11 protein-coding genes are annotated in these 17,772 nt (G+C 69.5%); 6 read left to right on the top strand and 5 right to left on the bottom strand.

The window, feature by feature from the left end; all coding sequences use genetic code 11:
• Window positions 1-7: 7 nt before the first annotated feature.
• The 4 genes from Q9R13_RS18870 to galK all read right to left on the bottom strand — a co-directional run bounded on the left by Q9R13_RS18870 (window position 8) and on the right by galK (window position 3,204).
• On the bottom strand, window positions 8-784 hold the full coding sequence (locus tag Q9R13_RS18870) for an electron transfer flavoprotein subunit beta/FixA family protein (RefSeq protein ID WP_458295154.1): 777 nt from the start codon (window positions 782-784) through the stop codon (window positions 8-10).
• A 120-nt stretch (window positions 785-904) separates the two neighbouring features.
• Window positions 905-1,285 (bottom strand): hypothetical protein, encoded by a 381-nt coding sequence (locus Q9R13_RS18865; RefSeq protein WP_310962714.1) that lies wholly within the window; start codon window positions 1,283-1,285, stop codon window positions 905-907.
• Window positions 1,286-1,304: 19 nt separating this feature from the next.
• Window positions 1,305-2,084 (bottom strand): enoyl-CoA hydratase/isomerase family protein, encoded by a 780-nt coding sequence (locus tag Q9R13_RS18860; protein ID WP_310962713.1) that lies wholly within the window; start codon window positions 2,082-2,084, stop codon window positions 1,305-1,307.
• A gap of 1 nt (window position 2,085) precedes the next feature.
• Window positions 2,086-3,204, bottom strand: a complete 1,119-nt coding sequence (galK, locus tag Q9R13_RS18855) for a galactokinase (protein WP_310962712.1) — start codon at window positions 3,202-3,204, stop codon at window positions 2,086-2,088.
• Between the two features lie 128 nt (window positions 3,205-3,332).
• Here galK and Q9R13_RS18850 point away from each other — a divergent pair, with 128 nt between their 5' ends.
• Complete coding sequence (locus Q9R13_RS18850) at window positions 3,333-5,330, top strand: right-handed parallel beta-helix repeat-containing protein (RefSeq protein WP_310962711.1); 1,998 nt, start codon at window positions 3,333-3,335, stop codon at window positions 5,328-5,330.
• Window positions 5,331-5,498: 168 nt separating this feature from the next.
• Window positions 5,499-7,661 carry a glycogen debranching protein GlgX gene (glgX, locus tag Q9R13_RS18845; RefSeq protein WP_310962710.1) on the top strand — a complete coding sequence of 721 codons (2,163 nt, stop codon included), beginning with the start codon at window positions 5,499-5,501 and terminating at the stop codon, window positions 7,659-7,661.
• 35 nt (window positions 7,662-7,696) lie between these two features.
• Here glgX and glgP read toward each other — a convergent pair whose 3' ends face one another.
• A complete protein-coding gene (glgP, locus tag Q9R13_RS18840) occupies window positions 7,697-10,267 on the bottom strand; it encodes an alpha-glucan family phosphorylase (RefSeq protein ID WP_310962709.1) in 2,571 nt (856 codons plus the stop codon).
• A 123-nt stretch (window positions 10,268-10,390) separates the two neighbouring features.
• Here glgP and Q9R13_RS18835 point away from each other — a divergent pair, with 123 nt between their 5' ends.
• Genes Q9R13_RS18835 through glgB form a run of 4 tightly spaced genes read left to right on the top strand, consistent with a single transcriptional unit; the run spans window position 10,391 to window position 17,712 of the window.
• Window positions 10,391-12,367 (top strand): alpha-1,4-glucan--maltose-1-phosphate maltosyltransferase, encoded by a 1,977-nt coding sequence (locus Q9R13_RS18835; protein ID WP_310962708.1) that lies wholly within the window; start codon window positions 10,391-10,393, stop codon window positions 12,365-12,367.
• Complete coding sequence (gene treS, locus Q9R13_RS18830) at window positions 12,364-14,130, top strand: maltose alpha-D-glucosyltransferase (protein ID WP_310962707.1); 1,767 nt, start codon at window positions 12,364-12,366, stop codon at window positions 14,128-14,130. The genes Q9R13_RS18835 and treS overlap by 4 nt, the downstream gene beginning before the upstream one ends.
• On the top strand, window positions 14,120-15,475 hold the full coding sequence (locus tag Q9R13_RS18825) for a maltokinase N-terminal cap-like domain-containing protein (protein ID WP_310962706.1): 1,356 nt from the start codon (window positions 14,120-14,122) through the stop codon (window positions 15,473-15,475). The genes treS and Q9R13_RS18825 overlap by 11 nt, the downstream gene beginning before the upstream one ends.
• Window positions 15,472-17,712: a 1,4-alpha-glucan branching protein GlgB gene (gene glgB, locus Q9R13_RS18820; protein WP_310962705.1), complete on the top strand. Its 2,241-nt coding sequence runs from the start codon at window positions 15,472-15,474 to the stop codon at window positions 17,710-17,712. Before Q9R13_RS18825 ends, glgB begins: the two co-directional genes overlap by 4 nt.
• The last annotated feature ends 60 nt before the right edge of the window (window positions 17,713-17,772 follow it).

Below are 17,772 nucleotides of genomic sequence, written 5' to 3'. Positions count from 1 at the left end.
GCGCTCCTCAGATGAACTTCTTGGAAGCGAGGAACTCCACGAGCGCGGTGGCGCCCGAGCCGTCCTCGTCGGTCACGATCTCGCCCTGCGTGCGCGGCGGGCGGGCGTCTGCGGCCTCGACCTTGGTCCACGCGGCGGAGAGGCCGACCTCGCCGGCGTCGACACCGAGGTCGCCCAGCGACCAGGTCTCCATGGGCTTCTTCTTGGCCGCCATGATGCCCTTGAACGAGGGGTAGCGCGCCTCACCGGACTGGTCGGTCACCGACAGCACGAGGGGTGCGGTGGCACCGAGCACGTCGGTGGAGGTGTCGCCGTCACGCTTGACGCGGAACTGGTCGCCCTGGAACTCGACGACCGACGCCAGGGTGAGCTGGGGCAGGTCGAGGCGCTCGGCGAGCATCGCCGGGACGACGGACATCGCACCGTCGGTCGACGCCATGCCGCACATCACCACGTCGACGTCACCGGCCTTCTTCACGGCGGCAGCGAGCACCTTCGAGGTCGCGAGCGCGTCCGAGCCGGCGATCGAGTCGTCGGCGACGTGAATGCCCTTGTCGGCGCCCATCTGCAGCGCCTTGCGCACCGCGTCGACGGCCTCGGCCGGGCCGACGCACAGCGCGGTCACCTCAACGGACTCGGGGTTCTCGGACTTCTCCTTGATCTGGAGCGCCTGCTCGACGGCGTACTCGTCGAGCTCCGACAGCAGACCGGGAACAGCAGCGCGGTCGACGGTCAGGTCGTCCTCGAACTTCTGGTCGGCGGTGGCGTCGGGAACGTACTTCACACAGACAACAATGTTCATGCTTCGCTCGGCCCGGTGACGGGCCCCTCCTGAACTAGAGATGGTGGGTCGAGACTATCGGCGGTGCTGAGCAGGTGACACCTCCGGGCGGGGTGGGTTCGATCACAGCGCTGAGGAGCGTGGCCGCATCAGCTTGCGGAGCAGGTTCCCGATCACCATGTAGACGACCGCGCCCAGCCCCCAGTTGACGATCGCGTCGAGCTTGGCGGCGTTCTTCCCGGTGAAGACGAACACGCCGTTGTCCCGGGAGAACGGCCCGTCGAAGAAGTTGTCGACGTGCCAGACCAGCCGGACCAGTGCGTTGTCGGTGCTGATGTGGTCACCGGCCACCACCAGCAGCGCACCGAGCGCGAGGAACAGCGCGATCACCGTGAACACGATCTTGACCAGCGCCGCCATCCGCAGCCGCAGATCCGCGATCTCGCGCTCGTGCTGGGCCTTCCGATCGGGGAACGGCTCCTCCGACGACCTCACCTTGGGCACCGCGACCCCCCTCCCGAAATCAGCGACCGACGAACCGGGCCCTGCCCGGTCCGTTCTCAACGAACGACCCCATGCCGATGCTACGGTCCTCCGTCGCGAACAGCGCGGCGAACTGCTGCCGTTCGATCTCCAGGCCGGTCTCGAGGTCGACCTCGAGTCCGCGGTCGATGGCCTCCTTCGCCGCCCGGACGGCGTACGTCGCCGCTGCGCTGAACTGGCTCGCCCAACGGACCGCCTCGTCGTAGACGTCGGCCGCGGGCACCACCTTGTCGGCCAGCCCGATGGCAAGCGCCTCGTCCGCCTTGACGAAACGGCCGCTGAAGATGATGTCCTTCGCTCGGCTCGGGCCGACCAGCCGGGTCAATCGCTGGGTGCCGCCGGCCCCGGGGATGATGCCGAGCAGGATCTCGGGTTGGCCGAAGGTCGCATCGGTGGCGGCGATCCTGATGTCGGCGCACATCGACAGCTCACAGCCACCGCCGAGGGCGTAGCCGTTCACCGCGGCGACGACCGGCTTGGGGATCCGGGCCACGGCGGTGAACGCGGTGGTGAGCCCGGTCGAGCGCTTGACCATGTCCGTGTAGGACATGTCGGCCATCTCCTTGACGTCCGCCCCGGCGGCGAACACGCGCTCGCCACCCCAGACGACGACGGCCTTGACGTCGTCCCGGTCGGATGCCTCCGCGGCGGCCGCCCGGACCTCCTCCTGCATCTGGGCGTTCAACGCGTTCATCTTCGGTCGGTCGAGCCGGAGCGTGCCGACGCCGTCGGCAACCTCGAGACGCACGAACTCAGCCATGTCAGTGCCCTTTCGTGGACGGTGGACCGGTGGTCGGACGGGCGGTGGTCCGACCGGATCGTTCGTCGAGCGTAGTCGAGCCGGGTTCCCGTCGGGCGCCGGCTCCGGGCCGCACCTCGAACACGTCAGGTGCGGCGAAGCCGTGGCGGTCGAACGCGGCGCGGACCTCCTCCTCGACGGCGGCTGACGAGTCGGCGAGCGCGATCGCGCTGCCACCGAAGCCACCCCCGGTCATCCGGGCGCCGCGCGCCCCCGCGGCCAGCGCCGCCGCGACCGCAACGTCGAGCTCCGGACAGCTCACCTCGTAGTCATCGCGCAGTGACGCGTGCGAGGCGGTCAGCAGCGGGCCGATGTCGCCGAGCCGTCCGGCCCGGAGCATCACCACGACCTCGAGCACCCGCTGGTTCTCGGTGATGACGTGGCGCGCACGGCGGCGGAGCAGGTCGTCGCCCAGCAGGTCGAGGTCGGCTGCGCCGGCGTCGCGGAGGCTGCCCAGCCCGAGCGCACGTGCGGCCCGGGCGCACTCGTCGCGCCGGTCCCCGTACTGGCCGTCGGTGAGCTGGTGATGGGCGCGGGTGTCGATCACCAGCAGGTGCAGGCCGCTCGCCGCGGGGTCGAAGGGGACCTGCTCGGTGCTCTGGTCGCGACAGTCCAGCAGCAGGGCGTGGCCGGCCGTGCACAGCAGGCTCGCGGACTGGTCCAAGATCCCGGTAGGCGCGCCGACGAACTCGTTCTCCGCCCGCTGGGCGATGCGGGCCAGCACGGTCCGTGGCAGCCCGAGGCCGACCAGGTCGTTGATGGCCAGGGCGATCGCGCACTCGAGCGCGGCCGATGAGGACAGCCCCGCCCCGATGGGCACGTCGCTGTCCACCGAGATGTCCGCGCCCGGCACGTCGTACGACTCGGCGCGGAAGGCAGCGAGCACGCCGACGGCATACTCACCGCCGCGGTCGCCCGCGGTCGACCGGAACCGGACCTCGTCGTCGCTGCGCAACCGGACCCGGGCGCGGGTCGTGTGCTCCAGTGCGATCGGCAGGCAGAAGCCGCCGTTGTAGTCGGTGTGCTCGCCGATCAGGTTGACCCGTCCCGGCGCCACCCACGTCCCCGATCTGTTCAGCACGCTCCCAGCGTGTCACGGACGACGGGACGGACCTGGCCATCCGAGGCAAATGCCGGATATGCCAGACATGCGCAGCATGCGGGTCTAGCGTGCGGATTCAGAGCGCGTCCCATCTGCGAGAGCCGACAATGCCCACCACACACCCATGGCGGCGCGCACTCGCGACCGCCGTCGCCCTGGCCACCACCGGTGCGACCGGCCTCGCACTCGCAGGCATCGCTGTGCCCTCCGCCGCGGCCGCCGCCCCGACCACGCGGTATGTGGCCCCCAGCGGCAGCAACACCACCAATGAGTGCACCGATGGGGCGGCTCCCTGCCAGACGATCCAGTACGCCGTGGATCACGCCGACCCCGGCGACACCATCTCGATCGGGCCCGGCACCTACCCCGAGAACGTCCAGATCGACGTCTCGCTCACGCTCAGCGGGACCGGCGCCAACACGACGATCTCCGGCAACGGCTCGGCGGCCCCGAGCATCTCCGTAGACGGCACCGGTTCCGCGACACCGCCGTTCGTCGCGCTGACCGGCCTCGACGTCTCGGACAACCACGACTCCGGCAGCCCGGCGTCCGTCGGCATCTCGCTCGAATCGGCGACCGCCCGGATCACCGACAGCACCGTGTCCGCCAACGACAGCCACGGCGTTCACATCGACAAGGGCAGCAGCGCGACCATCACCAGCAGCACCGTGTCCGGCAATGAGGCGGCCGGTGTGTACGTCGGCGGCGGCAGCATCGCCACCATCACCGACAGCACCGTGTCGAACAACGCCGCGGCGGGCATCTTCCTCGTCCCGGACTCCGCGAACCCTCCGAAGGCGACCGTCCACAGCTCGACGATCAATGGGAACGGGCAGGGCGGGGTGGTCGTCGACACCGGCCACGCGGACATCGACACCACGACCCTCGACGGCAATGCCTTTGCCGGACTCATGCTCAGCGGCGATGGGGCCAGCGCGTCGCTCCATTCGAGCACCGTGTCTCACACCAAGGCGATTTCGGGCCAGGCGCCAACGCTCGGCGCCGGCGTGGTCGTGTATTTGAAAGCGAGCGTGTCGATCGCCAACTCCACCATCGACGCCAACACCGGCCAGGGCATCCTGAACTCGAGCGGAACGGTCACCGTCGAGGACTCCACGATCGCGGACACCGAGCCCGGGCAGAACGAGAACGGGTTCTCTGACGGCGCCGTGGTGGTCAACACGGAGAGCGGCCCTGCGACGACGAACCTCAGCGGCACGATCCTCGCCCGCAATCCGTACATGCGCGCCTGCAACGGCATTGTTGCCGACAAGGGGTTCAACCTGGCCTCGGACACCAGCTGCAGCCTTGATGCCGGCGGCAGCCTGAACAACACCGCCGCGAAGCTCGGAATGTTGGCCGACAACGGCGGGCCCACCAAGACCATGGCCCCGGAGGCGGTCAGCCGGGCGGTCAACGCCATCCCCAACGGCGTTGCTCCCTGCACCGCGGGCGCCAAGGATCAGCGCGGCCTCACCCGCCCCCAGGGATTGCGCTGCGACATCGGCGCGGTCGAGCTGGCCGCCCGGGCCACTCCCCACCTCGCCCTGGCGAAGACCACGATCGGATACGGCCACCAGGCCCGTGCGCGGGTGAGTGTTCCGGGCGCCGGCACCGGGACTGTCACCGTCAGAACCTCAGGATTCCGGCACACCGCTGCTCTCAGCGGCGGGGCTGCCACGGTCCGCCTCCCCGCGGGGCTCTCGGTCGGCCCGCACACCGTCACCGCGACGTACGACGGCACCACGCGAATCATCTCCAGCGCCCCTGCCCAGGCGGCACTGCGGGTGGTCAAGCAGAAGACCCGCACCACCGTGAAGCTTGCAAAGAAGTCGGTCAAGGCGGGGAGGACGGCGACGCTGCACGTGAGGGTCCGCGGTCACGCCGGCGGAGCCTTCCCGGCCGGCCAGGTCCGGGTCACCCTGAAGGTCGGCCACCACAAGGTGACTCGCAAGGCGACGCTCCATAAACGCGACAAGGGCGCGCTGCGCGTGAAGGTCAAGACGCCGAGACATCGCGGCTCCGCCAGGGTGGTTGTGCACTACAGCGGCGATCACCACTACACGAAGAGCACCTCCAAACCACAGACCGTCCAGCTGCGCTGACTGGCGCTTGAGGATCACGGTGCCCGTCAGGTGCGGGCTCCGTGTGACCACCGACCTGAACTAGGGGTCCCCGCGCGTGCTCCGCCGCCCGGAACGCCGCACCCGGGTGGATGGTGCTCACGGACCCAGCGTTCCACGACCGCGCAGGCGATTCGGCATGATGGCCCGGTGACTGTGCTGGAAGAGACCGCGTCCGCGACGATCTGGCCGGGCCGGAACTGGCCCCTGGGATCCACGTGGACGACCGAGGCCACCAACTTCGCCGTGCACGCCCCGGAGGCCGGCGCCGTGTGGGTGTGCATCTTCGATGACGACGACAACGAGACCCGACACCAGCTCACCGAGTACAGCCTCGGCATCTGGCACGGCGAGATCCCCGGCGTGGCCGTCGGAACCCGCTACGGCTACCGGGTCGACGGCCCGTGGCTCCCCCAGCAGGGGCTGCGCTTCAACGTCCACAAGCTGCTGCTGGACCCCTACGCCCGAGCGATCAGCGGCACCACCGAGAGCGGGACCGAGAAGAGCGGCGGCGCGCTGTTCGCCCACGATCTCGCCGATCCCACGAAGCCGTCCACGGTGGACGCGGCACCCGCGACGGCCCGCAGCGTGGTGGTCAACGACGAGTTCGACTGGGGGGACGACCGGCCGATGCGTCGACGGTGGCGCGACTCTGTCATCTACGAGCTGCACGCCAAGGGCTTCACCCAGCTGCACGACCGGGTCCCCGAGGACTTGCGGGGCACGTACGCCGGCCTCGGCCACCAGGTCGTCACCGACTACCTGCTGGACCTCGGCGTCACCGCCGTCGAGCTCCTCCCGATCCACCAGTTCGTCTCCGAGCCCGAGCTCGTCGACCGTGGGCTGGTGAACTACTGGGGCTACAACTCGATCGGCTACTTCGCACCGCACGCGGCGTACAGCGCCAGCGGCGATCGCGGGCAACAGGTCACCGAGTTCAAGCAGATGGTGAAGAGCTTCCACGCCGCCGGCATCGAGGTGATCCTCGACGTGGTCTACAACCACACGGCCGAGGCCGGCGCCCTCGGTCCGACGCTCAGCTTTCGCGGGCTCGACGACCGCGGCATGTACAAGCGGGTCACCACCGAGGGAGCCGTGCCGCACGAGTTCGACGACACCTACTGGGACGTGACCGGCTGCGGCAACACCGTCAACGCCGACAATGCGGCGGCACTGCGGCTGATCCTCGACTCACTGCGCTACTGGGTCACCGAGATGCACGTCGACGGCTTCCGGTTCGACCTGCTGTCCGCACTGACCCGCACCGGGTACGACGTGGACATGCGCGGACACCTGCTCACCACCATCGGCCAGGACCCGGTCCTGCGGCACGTGAAGCTGATCGCCGAGCCCTGGGACGCCTCCATGGACGGCTACCGTCTCGGCGAGTACCCACCCCCGTGGGTGGAGTGGAACGACCAGTTCCGCGACACCATGCGGGACTTCTGGCGCGGCCAGTCCGACGGGATCCGCACGGTGGCGACCCGGCTCGCCGGATCCTCCGACCTGTACGCCGACGACGGCCGCTCGCCGTACGCATCGGTGAACTTCGTGACCGCCCACGACGGCTTCACGTTGCGCGACCTGGTCTCCTACGAGAACAAGCACAACGAGGACAACGGCGAGGACAACAAGGACGGCACCGACAACAACCGCTCCTGGAACTGCGGCGTCGAGGGCGAGACCGACGACAAGGACGTGCTCACCCTTCGGCACCGGATCGCGGCCAACCTCATCACGACGCTCTGCTTCGCCAACGGCGTACCGATGATCACCGCCGGCGACGAGCGCGGACGCACTCAGCACGGCAACAACAACGCGTTCTGCCAGGACAACGAGACCTCGTGGATCGACTGGTCCCCCGACGACGCGTGGCTCGACATCTACGACATCGTCAAGACCGCGCTGCGGATCCGGCGCGAGCATCCCGCGCTGCGGCAACGGCACTGGTTCGAGGGTCGCCCCACCGTCAAGGGCGGCCCGAAGGACCTGGCCTGGATCCACCCGACCGGCCGCGAGATGACTGGCGACGATTGGTCCGACGGGCTGCTGCGGGTGATCGGCATGTTCGTCTCCGCCTCGCCCCTGCGCTCCCCGGGCCCTCGGGGGGAGGTGCAGCGCGACTCGTCGTTCCTGTTGTGGCTCAACGGCTCCGAGCACCCCGCCGACTGCACGCTGCCCGAGAACGACTGGGTAAGCGCCGGCACGGTGGTGCTCTCGACCGACCCCGAGATGCCCCAGGGCACCACCGTCAAGGCCGGTGAGGTCATCCGGGTGGACGCCCGGTCGCTGGTCGTGCTGCAGGAGAGCTGACCGACGCCGCCGGCCGTCCGGCCGGCGTCGTCACGTCAGGGCGTTGCGACCAGGCCCAGCTCGGCCGGCGAGGCAAGCCTCTCGTGGCGCGGAAGGACGCGCACGGTGTAGCCGAACGGGCCGGTGTGGTCCAAGGTGAGCGTGCCGTCGAACCGATGCCGGCCCGCCTCATAGGACTCGGCGAGCGCCAACGACGAGACCTCGGGGTCGAACAGGTCGTCCTCGCCGCGGACCCGCCCGTGCAGCACCTGCACGTCGACGTCGTCCGGCGACAGTCCACCCAACGACACGAACACCCGCAGGTCCACCGACCCGCCCACCTCGGGCACCTCGGCGATGCCCGACGACTCCACGTGGTCGATGCGGACCTCCGACCACCCGGACCGGACCCGCCCCTTCCACGCCGCCAGCTGGCTCGCGCCCTCGTAGGACCCGTTCAGCGCCCGCGCCGATGCGGCGGCCGGCGCGTACAGCAGCTCGACGTACTCGCGCACCATCCGGCTGGAGAGCACCTTCGGGCCCAGTGACTTCAGCGTGTGCCGGACCATCTCGATCCAGCGCACCGGGACGCCCGAGCTGTCGTGGTCGTAGAACCGGGGCGTGACGTCCTTCTCGAGCAGGTCGTAGAGGGCGGCGGCCTCGATGTCGTCGCGCTTGTCGGGGTCCTCGACCCCGTCGGCCGACGGAATGGCCCAGCCGTTGTCGCCGTCGTACCACTCGTCCCACCAGCCGTCGAGGATCGAGAGGTTCAGGCCGCCGTTCAGGGCCGCCTTCATGCCGGAGGTGCCGCAGGCCTCGTAGGGCCGCAGCGGGTTGTTCAGCCACACGTCGCAGCCGGGATAGAGCGGCTGCGCCATCGCGATGTCGTAGTTGGGCAGGAACACGATGCGGTGCCGCACCTCAGGGTCGTCGGCGAACCGCACGATGTCCTGGATCAGCCTCTTGCCGCCGTCGTCGGCGGGATGCGCCTTGCCGGCGATCACCAGCTGGATCGGCCGCTCGGGATCGAGCAGCAGCCGCTTGAGCCGCTCGGGCTCGCGGAGCATCAAGGTGAGCCGCTTGTACGACGGCACCCGGCGCGCGAACCCGATCGTGAGCACGTCGGGGTCCAGGCAGGAGTCGATCCAGCCGAGCTCTGCGGGGGTGGCGCCACGGGTGAGCCAGGACCGGCGCAGTCGCGCCCGGGCGTCCTCGACGAGCCGGGCGCGCAGGTCGCGCTTGGTGGCCCACAGCTGGTCGGCGGGCACCTTGTCGACGATGCTCCACAGGTCGGGGTCGTCGCTGTCGGTGTCGGCTCCCAGTCGGTTGGCGAGCTCGAAGACCTCGCGGCCGACCCAGGTGGGGGCGTGCACGCCGTTGGTGATCGACGTGATCGGCACCTCGCCCTCGTCGAAAGCGGGCCACAGTCCGTGGAACATGCCGCGGCTGACGTGGCCGTGCAGCAAGGAGACGCCGTTGGCTCGCTGGGCCAGTCGGAAGCCCATCACCGCCATGTTGAACACGCCCTCGTCGCCACCGTCGAAGTCCTCGGCGCCCAGGGCGAGGATCCGGTCGACCGGCACGCCGGCCGCCGGACTGTGGCCGGCGAAGTACTGCTCGACGAGGTCTCTCGGGAACCGGTCGATGCCGGCGGGCACCGGGGTGTGCGTGGTGAACACGGTGCCGGATCGGGTGAGCTCGAGGGCGGTGTCGAAGTCGAGGGCTGGCCCGCCGGGGGCCACGGTCAGCTCCCGGATCCGCTCGACGCCCAGGAACCCCGCATGTCCCTCGTTGGCGTGGAAGACCTCGGGGGCGGAAGCTCCGGTGATCCGTGACCAGGCACGCAGGGCCCGGACTCCGCCGATCCCCAGCAGCAGCTCCTGCTGCAGACGGTGCTCGGTGGTGCCGCCGTACAGCCGGTCGGTGACCGCACGCAGCTCGCCGGGGTTCTCCTCGAGGTCGGAGTCGAGCAGCAGCAACGGCACCCGCCCGACGTGCGCCACCCAGATCCGGGCCAGCAGACGCTGCCCGTCGGGCACGTCGAGCTCCACGGTCGCCGGGGTGCCGTCGTCCTCTCTGAGCAGGCTGATCGGCAGTCCGTCGGGGTCCAGGACCGGGTAGGTCTCCTGCTGCCAGCCCTCGCGTGACAGCGACTGCCGGAAATAGCCGTGCCGATAGAGCAGGCCCACACCGGTCAGCGGCACCCCGAGGTCGCTCGCGGTCTTGAGGTGGTCGCCGGCCAGGATGCCCAGGCCTCCGGAGTACTGGGGCAGCACCGAGGTGATGCCGAACTCGGAGGAGAAGTAGGCGATCGCATGGACGTCGGGCCGGGCCTTCTGGAACCAGCGGTCGCCGGTGAGGTAGTCGTCGAGGTCGGCCGCGGCGAGCTCGAGTCGGCGCAGGAACTTCTTGTCGCCGGCCAGCTCCTCCAGCCGTGCGGCCGACACCGCACCGAGCGTGCGGACGGGATCGTGCCCACTGGAGGCCCACGCCTCGGTGTCGAGGGCGGCGAAGACGTCCTGGGTCTCCGAGTGCCACGACCAGCGCAGGTTGGTCGCCAGCGTGGAGAGGGCAGCCAGCGGCGCGGGCAGGACGGGACGGACCGTGAAGCGTCGAATGGCACGCATGGGATGGACGGTAGCCCACGATGCTTGGATCGATCCAATATTTGCCTTGATCGGCTCACTCTTCGGCAGGCGCGGCGACGGAGTCGTTTGCATAGTCGCCCGGGGTTCGGGAATGTGGTCCCCATGGTCGGCCGCATTCCTGTCATGGATGTCACCCCCGTGGTCGAGCACGGCCGCTATCCCGCCAAGGCCGTCGTCGGCGAGGCCTTCGACGTGACTGCGCTGGTGTTCCGCGAGGGGCACGACGAGCTGGGCGCCGACGTGGTGCTGACCGACCCCTCCGGCGTACGACGGCCGCCACTGCGCATGAGCGAGGTGCCCGACGACGTCTCGCGGATGCGGGCGACCGTCCGGCCCGACACGGAGGGCGCCTGGCAGTTCGAGGTGCACTCCTGGAGCGACCCGCTGGCAACGTGGCTCCACCACACCGGGATCAAGGTGCGCGCCGGCGTCGACGTCGAGCTGATGTTCGCCGAAGGGGTGCTGCTGCTGAGGCGCTGGCTGGAGACCGTCAATGCGCCGGACGGCACCACCGTGGTGAAGGATGCGATCAAGGCGCTGAGGGACAAGAAGCGTCCGGTCGAGGCACGTCTGGCGGTGGCGGAGTCGCCCGAGCTGACGACCCTGCTGCGCGCGCACCCGTTGCGCGACCTGCTCGCAAGCACCGACCCCTACCCGCTCTTCGTGGATCGCCGCCGGGCGCTGTTCTCGGCCTGGTACGAGTTCTTCCCCCGCTCCGAGGGCGCGGTCGTCGACGCGGACGGGACCGTGACCACCGGCACCTTCGCCACCGCGGCGCAACGGCTGCCCGCCGTGGCGGCCATGGGGTTCGACATCATCTACCTCCCGCCGATCCATCCGATCGGCGAGGTGAACCGCAAGGGTCGCAACAACAGCCTCGATCCCGGACCCGACGACGTCGGCTCCCCCTGGGCGATCGGCTCCCGGTACGGCGGCCACGACGCGATCCACCCCGACCTCGGCACGATCGAGGACTTCGAGGCCTTCGTGGCGGCAGCCCGGGCGAACGGCCTCGAGGTGGCCATCGACTTCGCCCTGCAGGCGGCGCCGGACCACCCTTGGGTCACCAGCCACCCGGAGTGGTTCACCACGCGCGCGGACGGCAGCATCGCCTACGCCGAGAACCCCCCGAAGAAGTATCAGGACATCTACCCGATCAACTTCGACAACGATCCCGAGGGGATCTACGCCGAGGCCGAGCGCGTGCTCCGGCACTGGATGGCGCACGGCGTCCGGATCTTCCGCGTCGACAACCCACACACCAAGCCGGTCGCGTTCTGGGAGTGGCTGCTCGGCCGGATCCGGGCGACCGATCCCGACGTCCTGTTCCTGTCCGAGGCGTTCACCAAGCCTCCGATGATGCGCGCCCTGGCTACGGTGGGCTTCCACCAGAGCTACACCTACTTCACCTGGCGCAACAACCGGCCCGAGATCGAGAGCTACTTCACGGAGGTGGCCCACGAGACCGCACACGTGCTGCGCCCGAGCTTCTGGGTGAACACCCCCGACATCCTGCACGCCTACCTGCAGTACGGCGGTCCGGCCGCCTTCCGCATCCGCGCGGTGCTCGCGGCGACCGGATCCCCGAGCTGGGGCGTCTACGCGGGCTACGAGCTGTTCGAGCACGTCGCCCTCCGCCCAGGCAGCGAGGAGTACCTCGACTCCGAGAAGTACCAGATCCGGATCCGCGACTGGGCCGGCGCGGAGGCCGAGGGGCGGTCGCTGGCGCCGTACCTCACCCGGCTGAACGCGATCCGGCGTGCCCACCCGGCGCTGCAGCAGCTGCGCGACCTCGCGGTGCACTCATCCGACGACGACTCGATCGTCGTCTACTCCAAGCGGGCGGTGGACGACGGGCTCGACGACACCGTGATCGTGGTGGTGAATCTCGACCCCCACGGCACCCGGGAGACCACCGTCCACCTCGACCTGCCGGCCCTGGGCCTGGAGTGGTCGGACACGGTCGAGGTGTACGACGAGCTCTCCGGCCATACCTGGCACTGGGGCGCGCACAACTACGTTCGCTTGGACCCCTACGTCGAGCCCGCGCACGTCCTTTCGGTGAGGAGCCCCCGATGAGCCGCGAAGAGAATCCGGCGGACCGGGACGGCTCGTCGAGCAGCGCGACCGAGATCGAGCCGCGCGCGACTCAGCCCGAGTGGTTCAAGACCGCGGTGTTCTACGAGGTGCTGGTGCGCTCGTTCAAGGACTCCAACGGTGACGGCACCGGCGACTTCAAGGGTCTGACCGAGAAGCTCGACTACCTCAAGTGGCTCGGCGTCGACTGCCTCTGGGTGCCGCCGTTCTTCTCGTCGCCGCTGCGCGATGGCGGGTACGACGTCTCCGACTACACCGACATCCTCCCCGAGTGCGGCACCGTCGAGGACTTCGAGGAGTTCGTCACGCAGGCGCACCAGCGCGACATCAAGGTGATCATCGACTTCGTGATGAACCACACCAGCGACCAGCACCCGTGGTTCCAGGCGAGTCGCGAGGACCCGGACGGGCCGTTCGGCGACTTCTACGTGTGGTCCGACACCGACGAGCTCTACCAAGACGCCCGGATCATCTTCGTCGACACCGAGCCGTCGAACTGGACCTGGGACCCGGTCCGCCAGCAGTACTTCTGGCACCGCTTCTTCTCCCACCAGCCAGACCTGAACTTCGACAACCCCAAGGTCCACGAGGCGATGCTCGAGGCGATGGGGTTCTGGCTGGAGATGGGCCTGGACGGCTTCCGGCTTGACGCCGTGCCCTACCTCTACGAGCGCCCGGGCACCAACGGCGAGAACCTCCCGGAGACGCACCAGTTCTTGAAGAAGGTGCGCTCCTTCGTCGATCAGCACTACCCCGGGACCGTGCTGCTGTGCGAGGCGAACCAGTGGCCCGGCGACGTGGTCGAGTACTTCGGCGGGCGCATGGACGAGGAGACCGGACAGTGGGTCGGCGACGAGTGCCACATGGCGTTCCATTTCCCGGTGATGCCGCGCATCTTCATGGCCGTGCGCCGCGAGCAGCGGATGCCGATCTCGGAGATCATGGAGCAGACGCCCGCGATCCCGGCTGGCTGCCAGTGGGGCATCTTCCTGCGCAACCACGACGAGCTGACCCTGGAGATGGTCACCGACGAGGACCGCGACTACATGTGGGGCGAGTACGCCAAGGACCCCCGGATGAAGGCCAACATCGGGATCCGCCGGCGGTTGGCGCCCCTGCTCGACAACGACGACAACCGGATGGAGCTGTTCACCGCACTCCTGCTGTCCCTGCCCGGCTCCCCGGTGCTCTACTACGGCGACGAGATCGGGATGGGCGACAACATCTGGCTGGGCGACCGCGACGGGGTGCGCACCCCGATGCAGTGGACTCCCGACCGCAACGCGGGTTTCTCGTCGGCGAACCCGGGCCGACTGACGCTGCCGGCCATCCAGGACCCGGTCTTCGGCTACCAACGGGTCAACGTCGAGTCGCAGATGGACGACTCGTCCTCGCTGCTGCACTGGACCCGCCGGATGATCCACGCCCGCAAGCAGCATGCCTGTTTCGGCCAGGGCGAGTTCCTCGACCTCGGCGGGTCCAACCCGTCCGTGCTCTCCTATGTCCGGATGGCGGAGCTGCCCGACGGCAGCACCGACGCCGTACTCTGCGTGAACAACCTGTCCCGCTTCCCCCAGCCGGTGGAGCTGGACCTGCGTCGCTGGGAGGGCGTGCATCCGATCGAACTGCTCGGCGGCGTGCGCTTCCCCCGGATCGGAGAGCTGCCGTATCTGTTGACGCTGGGTGGGTACGGGTTCTACTGGATCCGGCTGCCCGACCCCGAGGGAGTGACGCATGACGCGTGAGGAGGCGCTGCACGCCTTCATCGCCGAGGCCAGGTGGTTCGGCGGGAAGGACCGCCCCTTCACCGTCACCGCGGTCCGGGAGCTCGCCTTGGGCATCCATCTCGTCGACGTCGCCTACGATCCGCCGACGAGCTCGGGACGGGCGACGGTCGACACCTACCAGCTGCCGATCTCGTCGTACGACGAGCCGCAGGAGCGGATCAACCACGCGTTCATCGGCGAGTGGGGAGGCGCCTTCCACTACGACGCCGTGCACGATCGGGAGTCGATGGCCCGGTGGCTGGAGGCGTTCCGCGACGCCCGCAGGCTCGACGGGGTCACCTTCCACGCCCTGCCCGGCCACGACCTCGACACCACCTCGCACTCGACGCTCTTCTCGGGCGAGCAGAGCAACTCCTCGGTGGCGTTCGGGGACGACAGCCTGATGAAGGTGTTCCGCCGGGTGACTGCGGGCGCCAACCCCGACATCGAGATCCACCGCGTGCTTACCGAGGCCGGCAGCGAGCATGTCGCCCGACTGTTCGGCTGGGTGGACGCGACGTCGGACGACCACGACACTGCACCGGTCCAGCTGGCGATGCTGCAACAGTTCCTGCGCACCGTGGCGGAGGGCTGGGACTTCGCCCTGACGAGCGTGCGCAACCTCTTCGCCGAGGCCGACCTCTACCCGGACGAGGTGGGCGGGGACTTCGCCGCGGAGGCCGAGCGCCTCGGAGTGGCGGTGGCCGAGGTGCACGCCGTGCTGCGCGAGCACTTCCCGACCGAGCCGCTGGACCTCGCCGCGACGGCTGCCGCGATGCACCGCCGCCTCGACGAGGCGTCCGCCGAGATCCCCGAGCTCGCCGCCGTGCGGGCCCCCGCCGCCGAGGCGTTCGACCGACTCGCCGCGCTCGACGTGAAGGCGGTCGCCCAGCGGGTGCACGGCGACCTGCACCTTGGACAGACCCTGCGCACGTCGCTGGGCTGGAAGCTGGTCGACTTCGAGGGCGAGCCGGCCAAGCCGCTCCCGGAACGGGCGCTGCCCGACTCCTGCTGGCGCGACGTCGCCGGGATGCTGCGGTCGTTCGACTACGCGGCGCGAACGGTGCTGCGTGACCTGGCGGCCGACCCCGACACCAACGCCCAACTGGCCTATCGAGCCGAGGAATGGGTGCAGCGGAACCGTACGGCGTTCCTCGAGGGCTACGCGAGCGCCACGGCGCCACTGACCGAGCCGGACCAGATCATGATCGACGCCTATGAGCTCGACAAGGCCGTCTACGAGGTCGGCTACGAGCGACGGAACCGGCCGACCTGGCTGGACATCCCGTTGGCCGCGATCGCACGGGCGGGTGAGGGACGATGACGCGACCGGAGCTGGACCCGACCGACTTCGACAGCGCCGAGCTCGACCTGCTGATCGCCGGCAGCCATGACCAGCCGCACCGCATCCTCGGTCCGCACATCACCGCCGACGGGGTCGTGGTCCGTGCCTACAAGCCACTGGCGGAGTCGGTGACGGCGCTGGTGATCGACGGCGACGGCACCGAGCACCGCTCCGAGCTGGTGCACCAGTACGGCGGCATCTGGTCGGCGACGCTGCCCGACCCCGAGGTGCCCGACTATCGACTCGAGGTGATCTACCCCGGCTCGCCGACGTACACCGTCGACGATCCCTACCGGTTCCTGCCCACCCTCGGCGACGTCGACGTGCACCTGATCGGCGAGGGCCGACACGAGCAGCTCTGGCAGGTGCTGGGCTCGCGCGTGCACCACTACCCCTCGTCCACCGGATCGATCAGCGGGGCGTCCTTCGCGGTCTGGGCGCCGCACGCCCGCGGGGTCCGGATCAAGGGCGACTTCAACAACTGGGACGGGCGAGAGCACCCGATGCGCCAGCTCGGCTCCTCCGGCGTCTGGGAGCTGTTCGTGCCCGGCGCCGGGTCCGGCACCGGCTACAAGTTCGCCATCCTGGGCGCCGACGGCGACTGGCGCGAGAAGGCCGACCCGATGGCGTTCCACACCGAGGTGCCTCCCGCGACGTCGTCGGTCGTGTTCGAGAGCACGCACGAGTGGAGCGACGACGAGTGGATGACGCGTCGCGCTGCCGGCACCGGCGCGCACGCTGCGCCGATGTCGGTCTACGAGGTGCACCTGGGCTCGTGGCGGCGAGGCCTCTCCTACGACGGACTGGCCGAGCAGCTCACGGCGTACGTCACCGAGATGGGCTTCACCCACGTCGAGTTCCTCCCGGTGATGGAGCATCCCTTCGGGGGCTCCTGGGGCTACCAGGTCACGTCGTACTACGCGCCGACGGCTCGCTTCGGCGACCCCGACGGCTTCCGGCGGCTCGTCGACCGGCTGCACAACGCCGGCATCGGGGTGATCCTCGACTGGGTGCCCGCGCACTTCCCCAAGGACGAGTTCGCCCTGGCCCGCTTCGACGGCACCCCCCTCTACGAGGACCCCAACCCGAGTCGCGGGGAGCACCCCGACTGGGGCACCTACGTCTTCAACTTCGGCCGCCGCGAGGTGCGCAACTTCCTGGTCGCCAACGCGCTCTACTGGCTCGAGGAGTTCCACGTCGACGGCATCCGGGTCGACGCAGTCGCGTCGATGCTCTACCTGGACTACTCGCGCGAGGACGGGCAGTGGCAGCCCAACGTACGCGGCGGCCGGGAGAACCTCGAGGCGATGCAGTTCCTGCAGGAGATGAACGCCACCGTCTACAAGCGGGTGCCCGGCGCGATCACCGTGGCCGAGGAGTCGACCTCGTGGCCCGGCGTCACCCGACCGACGGACGTCGACGGGCTGGGGTTCGGCTTCAAGTGGAACATGGGGTGGATGCACGACAGCCTGCGCTACCTGGCCCACGACCCGGTGCACCGCAGCCACCACCACGGAGAGCTCACCTTCTCACTGGTCTACGCCTTCTCCGAGAACTACGTGCTGCCCATCAGCCACGACGAGGTGGTGCACGGCAAGGGGTCGCTGCTTCGCAAGATGCCCGGCGACCGGTGGCAGCAGCTGGCCAACCTGCGGGCGTTCCTGTCCTACATGTGGGCCCACCCGGGCAAGCAGCTGCTGTTCATGGGCTGCGAGTTCGGCCAGGAGGCGGAGTGGGCCGAGCAACGCGAGCTGGACTGGTGGCTGCTCGACCACCCCGAGCACGCCGGCGTACGTCGGCTGGTCAGCGATCTGAATACCGTCTACCGCAACAGCCCGGCGCTGTGGAGCCGGGACAACGACCCCGACTCGTTCGAGTGGCTCGACGCCAACGATGCCGGGAACAACACGATCGCGTTCGTGCGCTGGGCACCCCCCTCCCCCGCGCTGCCCTTGGCCGAGCCGGGGTCGAGCGCGGCCGAGCCGCTGGTGGCGATCACCAACTTCGCCGCGGTCCCGCACGAGGGCTACCGCATCGGGCTCCCTCGCGCGGGCGAGTGGGCCGAGGTGATCAACACCGACGCCGAGACCTACGGCGGCTCGGGGGTGGGCAATCTCGGCAGCGTCTCCGCCGTCGATGAGCCGTACGCCGACCAGCCCGCCTCAGCCACCGTGCGCGTACCTCCGCTGGGGACCCTCTGGCTCCGACCGATGTGAGGCCGCTGGCCGGGGGTGACCTCGAACCGAAAACCGGTCGCGCCGGCTGAGCCGAACGAC

This window comes from Nocardioides marmorisolisilvae (assembly GCF_031656915.1).
Classification (GTDB): domain Bacteria; phylum Actinomycetota; class Actinomycetes; order Propionibacteriales; family Nocardioidaceae; genus Marmoricola; species Marmoricola terrisoli.
This window is presented reverse-complemented; position numbering and strand designations above follow the sequence as displayed.